This is a genomic window from Bradyrhizobium viridifuturi, from assembly GCF_001238275.1.
Taxonomy (GTDB): Bacteria; Pseudomonadota; Alphaproteobacteria; order Rhizobiales; family Xanthobacteraceae; genus Bradyrhizobium; species Bradyrhizobium viridifuturi.
This window is the reverse complement of sequence record NZ_LGTB01000047.1, coordinates 68,007-74,022: the sequence shown is the minus strand read 5'-3', so window position 1 is coordinate 74,022 and position 6,016 is coordinate 68,007. Positions and strand designations below refer to the sequence as shown.

At 65.5% G+C, this 6,016-nt stretch carries 5 protein-coding genes; 3 read left to right on the top strand and 2 right to left on the bottom strand.

Annotation, left to right across the window (positions count from 1 at the left end):
* Positions 1–3,099, bottom strand: a 3,099-nt coding sequence (locus ALC15_RS34145; protein WP_488240849.1) for an apolipoprotein A-IV repeat region-like domain-containing protein, incomplete at its 3' end; no start/stop codon positions are given.
* A 380-nt stretch (positions 3,100–3,479) separates the two neighbouring features.
* Between ALC15_RS34145 and ALC15_RS34140 the strand changes: the two genes are divergently transcribed.
* Entirely contained in the window at positions 3,480–3,857 is a 378-nt protein-coding gene (locus ALC15_RS34140) for an Hpt domain-containing protein (protein WP_050631082.1), read from the top strand.
* A gap of 162 nt (positions 3,858–4,019) precedes the next feature.
* Positions 4,020–4,340, top strand: a complete 321-nt coding sequence (locus ALC15_RS34135) for a 2Fe-2S iron-sulfur cluster-binding protein (RefSeq protein ID WP_050631081.1) — start codon at positions 4,020–4,022, stop codon at positions 4,338–4,340.
* Positions 4,341–4,346: 6 nt separating this feature from the next.
* Here ALC15_RS34135 and ALC15_RS34130 read toward each other — a convergent pair whose 3' ends face one another.
* Complete coding sequence (locus ALC15_RS34130) at positions 4,347–4,808, bottom strand: acyl-CoA thioesterase (RefSeq protein WP_050631080.1); 462 nt, start codon at positions 4,806–4,808, stop codon at positions 4,347–4,349.
* Between the two features lie 164 nt (positions 4,809–4,972).
* On the opposite strand from ALC15_RS34130, the gene ALC15_RS34125 reads away from it, so the two are divergent.
* Positions 4,973–6,001: an NAD(P)/FAD-dependent oxidoreductase gene (locus ALC15_RS34125; protein WP_021078005.1), complete on the top strand. Its 1,029-nt coding sequence runs from the start codon at positions 4,973–4,975 to the stop codon at positions 5,999–6,001.
* Positions 6,002–6,016 lie beyond the last annotated feature (15 nt).

The following is a 6,016-nucleotide window of genomic DNA, read 5'->3' as shown; positions in this document are numbered from 1 at the left end:
GTGCTGCATGTCGGCCGCGAGCGCGCGGACCAGGTTGGCGGCTTCGGTGGATGCACCGGCCAGCGTGCTCTGGGCCTCGCGGGCGGAGGCGACGACGGCTTCCGCGGTGGCCGAGCCGGCCATCGACAGCGAGCGCTCGACGTCGCTGGCGAGCGACTTCACCTGACCGGTGACGTCGGTCGAGGTCGAGATCAGCGTGGTTTGGGCCTCGCGGGCACCGGTCATGATCGCTTCGGCGGCGGCAGAGCCGGACATCGACAGCGATGCCTCGACATCGGCGGCCAGCGACTTGACCTGGCTTGCAGCCTCGACCGAAGCGCTGACCAGCGTGGTCTGCGCGTCGCGGGCGCCCGACAGCACGGAGGCTGCGGTGGCGCTGCCGGCCGCCTGCAGGGTGCGTTCGACGTCCTCGGACAGCGCCTTGATCTGCGAGGCAACGTCGCCGGAGGCGGAGACCAGCGAGACCTGGGCATCGCGGGCGCTGGTGAGGATCGAGTTGGCGGCGCTGGTGCCGACCGCAGTCAGCACGCCCTCGACCTCGGCCGAGCTCAGCTTGAGCTGGTTGCCGACATCGGCGGACACGGTGAGCAGGGCCTGCTGCGCGGTGCGCGCGCCGGTCTGGATGGTTTCGCTGGTGTTGACCACGAGGTTGGTCAGCGAGCGCTCGGCATCCTCGACGTGCGACTTGATGCTGGACGACAGCAGCTCGGCGCGGGACATCAGGTCCTCGCTGGCCTGGCGGCCGCTGCTCTCGATGCGGCCGGCGACGGCCTCGACGCGCGAGCCGAGCAGGTCCTCGAACTGGGCGACGCGGGTATCGATGTCACCGGCGATGACGCCGACGCTGCTCTCGATGCCCTGCTGGATGTCGGCGAAGCGCGCCGAGATCGTGTCGGTCAGGTTCGAGCTGTGGCCACTGATGGTCTCGACGAGGCGGTTGTTGTGACCGTTGATGGTGTCGGCGAGGCGGGTGCTGTGGCCGTTGATGGTGTCGACGAGGCGGATGCTGTGGCCGTCGATCGTCTCGGTGACGCCGTTGATGCGGTGATCGACCGCGGCGATCGCCTGCACGGTGCCCTCGGTCAGGGTCGTGGTGAGCAGGCCGAGACGCGAGTCGATCGAGTGGATCGCCTGGGTGGCGCCTTCGGTCAGCTGCGTCGCGAGCGTGCCGAGGTGGCCGTCGATGGTGTCGGTGACCGACTTGGCGCGGCTCTCGAAGGTGACCTCGAGCGTCTTCATGCGGCCGTCGATCGCGTCATCCAGCGACTGCAGGCGGCCGTCGAATGAGCCGATCTTGCTGGCGAGCGAAGAGTCGAACGAGGACAGCTTGTCGGTCAGCGAGGCATCTAGCGTGGAGACGCGGCTGCCGAGCGTGGTCTCGAACTGCAGCAGGCGCTGGTCGAGCGAGGCGGTGATCTCGCCGCTGTTGGTGGTCACGCGATTGTCGAAGGTGTCGACATAGGTCTTCAGGCTGTCGGCGATGTCCTGGGTCCGCTGGCCCATGCGCTCGACGATGTCGCCGCCGAAGGTCTTCACCGTGCGGTCGAATTCCGAGATGTGGCGGGTGATCAGCGCGCCGAGCGTGCCGGAGTCGCGGGCGAACTTCTCGGCGAGCTCGCTGCCGTGGTTCTTCACCAGGTCGTCGAACGCGCTCATCTGCAGCGACAGCGAGTCGTGCGCGGTCTCGGTCTGGCCCACCACCTTGGCGACCAGCGAATTGACGGTGACGTCGAGCGCTTCGCTCGCCCGGTCGCCGGACGTCATGATCTGGCCGGCGAGGCGGTTGCCTGCGTCGTCGATCTTGCTGACGAGGTCGTTGCTGCGCAGCTCGAGCTCGAGCAGCAGCGAGTCGGCGGAGTTCTTCAGCGAGTCGTGGACCTCCTCGGTGCGGTCGGAGATGCCGTCGACGATGGCGGACGAACGTTGCTCGAACTCGCCAGTGATGCGGTCGACGCGCTCGTTCAGCATCTCGTGGACGCGGTCGGCCAGATCGACGAACTCGTCATGGACGTGGCCGGTCTTGAAGTTGAGGCTGGTGGTGAGCCGCTCGGAGGCGTCCATCACCGCGCGCGTGGTCTCGGCGCTGGCTTCCTCGAGGCGATCGAGCAGGTCGCCGCCGCGCTCGCCGAGCGCGAGAATCATGTTGTCGCCGGCATGGCTCAGCGCGGTCGTGATGTGCTGGCCGCGCTCTTCCAGCGCGCCGGTGATGCTCTTGGCGACCTCGTCGACGCGCGAGGCGATCGCGTCGGAGATCAGCGCGATGTCGTGGCGCAGGTCGATCTGCACGCCGGAGATGGCGCTGCGCACCTGCTCGGCCTGGCCGACCAGATTGTCGCGCTGGTGGGCGATGTCCTGCAGCAACGCGCGGATGCGCACTTCATTGTCGGAATAGGCGCGTTCGAGCGCCGCCACCTCGTTGGCGACGAGGGTCTCGAGCTCGCCGGCACGCGCAATCGCGCGCTCGACGCCGTCGCCCATCGCCGCGACTTCGCGGCGGATCGCCTGGCCGACCGTCACCATGGAATCGGCGGCGGCGTTTTCCGGCTCGGAGAATCGCATCGCGACCTGCGCCATCGATTGCGCGATCATCTGCATGCGTTGGCCGTGCGAGGCGAGGCTGGCGAGGTAGTAGAACAGCAGAATCGGAACGGCGAACAGTGCGGCGAGGCCGGCGAGCACGAGCACGCCGGTGCCCTGGGCCATCGACGCCTGCAGCGCAGGCCAAAACGCGACGGTGAGGATGACGCCGCCGAGCAGCCAGGCGCCGGAGCAGACGAAGAACAGCGTGAAGGCGTTGCGGGCACGCCCTCCCTGCAGCGTCTGCAGCATCTGGCCGATGGTCTCGCGATCATCGTTGGCGGCGCGGCGCGGAGCGCGCGGTTCCTCGATCGGCTCGAACGCCGAGCGGTCGGTGTTCGGACGCTGATCGAACGATGTGGCGGAAAAATCCGAAGCTGACGGCGGCAGGCTGGGCGGCGCCGCGCCTTCGTTGAGGGCACCGCGGCTTTCGGCGCCCTGTTCGCTGATGTTGAGGGCTTCCTGGATGGCAGAAAGCGCGACTTCGGTGGGATCTTTGACCTTCTTGGGAGTGTTCGCCATGTTCAGTCTGAGCCCTCTCACTATTTTACGCGTCGGCGAGCCTGCGATCGTCCCCACGCAAGCTCGAAGCCGGTGCCCACAAGCGGAGCGCAAGCGCCCCCTCGGCGGCTTGTCCGCTACATCCGCAAACATCCTATGGGGAGAGTGATGCGAATGAAATGCTTGCGATTAATACTTTCTTAATCATCGTTAACAGCTTTGCGCCATAAGGCCTTATGGGTACTCGAAATTCCTGCCGCAGAGGGTCGATTGTGTCCGGAAATTGTCCAGAATCGGGCGGTTTTGCCGATCATCCCGACAACAATTCGTTAACCAGTTTCGTGATTGGCTCGCCAATGGTCCGCCGGGGAAGACCCGGGCAGAGACGACAGGGACAGGCCATGCCGCTTCATCTCGAACGGGTTGAATGGACGCAATCGCCGCCGCTCGCGCCCGGCGACGGGCCGATCGACGTCGATCACCTCCGGCGCATGACGCTGGGCGATCTTGCCCTGGAACGGGAAGTGCTGGCGATGTTCTCCACCCAGTCGGCCCGGATCCTTGGCGAGCTGGCTGCCCTGCCGCAGGAGGCACCGACCCATGCCCACACCCTGAAGGGATCGGCGCGGGCGATCGGCGCCTTCGGCGTCGCCGAGGCTGCCGCCAACCTGGAAACCGCGCTGACCGGTGGCTCCGATCCGGCCCAACTGCTCGCGGCGCTCGGGGCCGCGATTGCCGAGGCGCGTACCGCGATCGAGCTGATTCTCGGCCGATCCTAGGCCTCCGGCATCCCCTCGGCCTGCCGCCACGGCGCAGGCGCCGTCCTTTCCCCGCCGGCAGGTTTTCGGTCTCCGCGCTGGCGCTGCGCGGATCGACCCGTTATACGACTGCCCGGGACCTTTCCATCCATCGTCCGGCGCATTCCGGCAGCACGAGCAATCATGGCCAAAATCCACTTTATCGACCATACCGGCGAGAAACGCACAGTTGAGATCGAGAACGGCGCGACGGTGATGGAAGGCGCGATCCGCAACGCCATTCCCGGTATTGAGGCCGAATGCGGCGGCGCCTGCGCCTGTGCGACCTGCCATGTCTATGTCGATGAAGCCTGGCGCGAGAAGGTCGGCGCGCCGTCGCCGATGGAAGAGGACATGCTGGATTTCGGCTTCGACGTGCGTCCGAATTCGCGGCTGTCCTGCCAGATCAAGGTGAGCGACGAACTCGACGGACTGGTCGTGTCGACGCCGGAACGGCAGGCCTGAGCTCCGTTACTCGCCGTCCGGATTCACCCCGCGACGGATCCAGCGGCGGAAGTTCTCCTTGACCTCCGCCGGCAGCGGCGTCGGCCTGCGCGTGGCCTCATCGATCATCACAGTGACCGCCTTCGCGGACGCCACGCATCGCCCTTCCGAAAACACCACCTGATCGAAGGTGGTCGATGTCCGTCCGAACTTGACGAGACCAAGCCCGAGCTCGATCTGGCCCGGCCAGTGCAGTTCGGCGCGGAAGTGGATGTCGAGGCGCACCATGATCCAGCCGAGTCCCGCCGGCATCAGCCCCATGCTGCGATCCTTCACCAGCGTGACGCGGCCGGTCTCAAAATAGCTTGCATAGACGGCGTTGTTGACGTGGCCGTTGGGGTCGAGATCGGCAAACCGCACATTGTCGGACAGCCGATAGGGGAAATCTTCCAGGCGCGGCGTGTCATCCACGCGGACAGGGGCGTTCACGAGAATTGATCTCCGTCAGTTTCTGTCCATACAGCCGAGTTACGAAGGCTCTGCAAGGGGTTGCCGCGGCAGCCTCTACCCCTATTATGCATGTCCCGATCCGGCCATACTTGGCTGGGCAGGCGCAAGCCGCCCCGCCAATCTCAACTTGAAAAGAAGCGGATATGAGCGAAGCGATCAAAACCGATGTGCTGATTATTGGCGCGGGCCCCTGCGGACTGTTCGCCGTGTTCGAACTGGGCCTGCTCGACATGAAGGTGCATCTGGTCGACATCCTCGACAAGATCGGCGGGCAGTGTGCCGAGCTTTATCCCGAGAAGCCGATCTACGACATTCCCGGCATTCCCTTCGTCACCGGCCAGGGCCTCACCGATCAGCTGCTGGAGCAGATCAAGCCGTTCAACCCGACCTTCCATCTCAACGAGATGGTGGAGAGCATCGAGAAGATCGGCGATCCCCTGTTCCGCGTGAAGACCGATGCCGGCAAGGAGTTCGAAGCCAAGGTCGTGGTGATCTCCGCAGGCGGCGGCTCGTTCCAGCCGAAGCGTCCGCCGGTGCCGGGCATCGAGGCCTATGAAGGCACCTCGGTGTTTTACGCCGTGCGCAAGATGGAGCAGTTCCGCGACAAGAACATCCTGATCGTCGGCGGCGGCGACTCCGCGCTCGACTGGACGCTCAACCTGCATCCGATCGCCAAGCGCATCACGCTGCTGCATCGGCGCGACGATTTCCGCGCAGCGCCGCACAGCGTCGAGCAGATGCGTACGCTGGTTGCCGACGGCAAGATGGATCTCAGGATCGGCCAGGTCACCGGGCTCGAGGGCGCCAACGGTCAGCTCTCGGGCGCCGCCCTGAAGGGCAACGACAATGCGATGTCGACGATCGCCTGCGATACGATGCTGCCGTTCTTCGGGCTCACCATGAAGCTCGGTCCGGTCGCGAACTGGGGCGTGGCGCTGGAGAACAACCTGGTGCCGGTCGACACCGCGGCATTCGAGACCAACGTTTCAGGCATCTTCGCGATCGGCGACATCAACACCTATCCGGGCAAGCTGAAGCTCATTCTCTCCGGCTTCCACGAAGGCGCGCTGATGGCGCAGAAGGCGCACCGCTACGTGTATCCGGACAAGCGGCTGGTGTTCCAGTACACAACCTCGTCATCAAGTTTGCAGAAGAAGCTTGGCGTGAACTGATTCCGCTCCGGCAGC

What these genes read in the sequence shown, in the direction of transcription:
- ALC15_RS34140 (WP_050631082.1), top strand. Translation starts at nt 3,480, where the DNA reads ATGCCGCTTCATCTCGAACGGGTTGAATGGACGCAATCGCCGCCGCTC.
- ALC15_RS34135 (WP_050631081.1), top strand. Translation starts at nt 4,020, where the DNA reads ATGGCCAAAATCCACTTTATCGACCATACCGGCGAGAAACGCACAGTT.
- ALC15_RS34125 (WP_021078005.1), top strand. Translation starts at nt 4,973, where the DNA reads ATGAGCGAAGCGATCAAAACCGATGTGCTGATTATTGGCGCGGGCCCC.